Source organism: Microcoleus sp. AT3-D2 (assembly GCF_036705715.1).
In the GTDB taxonomy this organism is placed as follows: domain Bacteria; phylum Cyanobacteriota; class Cyanobacteriia; order Cyanobacteriales; family Microcoleaceae; genus Microcoleus.
Genome location: NZ_JAUBVE010000198.1, coordinates 1 through 1,423 on the forward strand (window position 1 = coordinate 1; position 1,423 = coordinate 1,423).

Annotated in this window: 1 protein-coding gene; it reads right to left on the reverse strand. The window is 47.7% G+C overall.

Translation table 11 applies throughout. From position 1 onward, the window contains the following. Positions 1–85: 85 nt before the first annotated feature. The gene (locus QUB44_RS30845; RefSeq protein ID WP_333373720.1) at positions 86–1,021 is read right to left on the reverse strand and encodes a hypothetical protein; all 936 of its coding nucleotides are present in this window, start codon (positions 1,019–1,021) and stop codon (positions 86–88) included. Positions 1,022–1,423: the final 402 nt, after the last annotated feature.

The window sequence follows — 1,423 nt, forward strand, 5'->3', positions numbered from 1 at the left end:
CAAACCTTTTAAGTGGACATATAAGGGTAAAGTCTTGGCTGTTTAATAGTCTGTGTATTTACGCCGAGCTGTACTAGTTGAGCAATTACGATTTCCAGTGACCGTCTGAGTAAAGTGCAGCCTCTGCCTTCTGTACAAAGTTTTGCAGTGCAACTGGTGCAGTGTCTGGGATGTAGTCATTCTTACTACTGTCATACTTCTGGCATACTACTTCTTCTCGCGTGCGCGGGTGAGGAGTTAGAGAATTTAGTATGTTTTGAGCGCTGAGTTTTTTGTCCTCAATCCAATCTTTGACATCTAATCCCTGACTTTTTGGCAAATTATCCCAAGCCCAGGAGTCGGGGTAACAGTAAAGCCACTGAGCACCTGGAAAGTGTTCAGAAATTTTAGCCGCGTCCTCAACTCCTGGTATGTCGCGGTCGGGGCAAATAACAACCTTTGCACCTTGTAAATCGCTTGTGTCAGTGATTCGCCATTTACCCATGCCGCCGATGCTGGTGGTAGCGGCCAAACCTAAATCCCAAAGAGCATCCGCACACGACTCGCCGTCAACAATGAAAATCCAGTCGCCGTTTGCGATCGCCTTTTGGACATCGGCACGGCAGTAAACCGGGATACTGGCACGTTCAACCTTGCCCAAACCCATCACCCAGTCGTTTTTGTTTTTGTCCCAGTGCTCCTGCTTGATATCCTTCTTGCGTCCGTTGCCAAAATCAATCCGTCGCACCCTGGCAAGTGGGGAGCCATTTCGGTTGGGGTAGTGGAAGTAGTGAGTACCTGCGGGACGGATGGCTTTCTTTTGAATTGGAGCGTAGAAGATGTGACCGTCTGCATCGGACTTACTGGTAACTTCCCAACCCGTAGCGGGCGGTTGGTCACGGTTACAGACTGATAAATCGCCGATGGAGTAGCACCAGTCAGACTTGCCACAGTGCAGGCAAGGATTGTCTTTGCTTACACGAACAAGATTTCTACGGGTGCTTGAAGTTTGCCCGTCATTCGAGTTAATATTGGGGGACATAATGATTTGTCTCGTCTTTCTAAGAGATGAGTGAATTACCTAAAACCGCTGTTATCGGGTTCCAATCGAAAAAGGCAGCGGTTTTTTGGTGTTTGTGGGTTTTGAGATATAGCTAAAATTTGGAACCTAGCTCTTGTTCACCAAAAAAAAGTATGGTGAAAAAAGCCAGTTTCCCCGTACCAATGGGTTCTTCAGCTTAGGGTTTGTAAATTGGTGTGTTGCATCCTTGGTACGCGCAGCCTGCGTAGCTGCCAGTTTCCCGGACTCTGCTTAGATCCGCCCTCCCGCATGACTCTACTTTGGAAAGATTCCCGCAGAAATTTGCTTACTGTAGTTTAGACTAACCAAAGATGAGAACGGTGGCAAAAGAAGAACTAGAGCCACCGCGCCAGGAGAGAATGA

Coding starts and splice junctions, on each gene's coding strand:
- QUB44_RS30845 (WP_333373720.1), bottom strand. CDS start 1,021: ATGTCCCCCAATATTAACTCGAATGACGGGCAAACTTCAAGCACCCGT.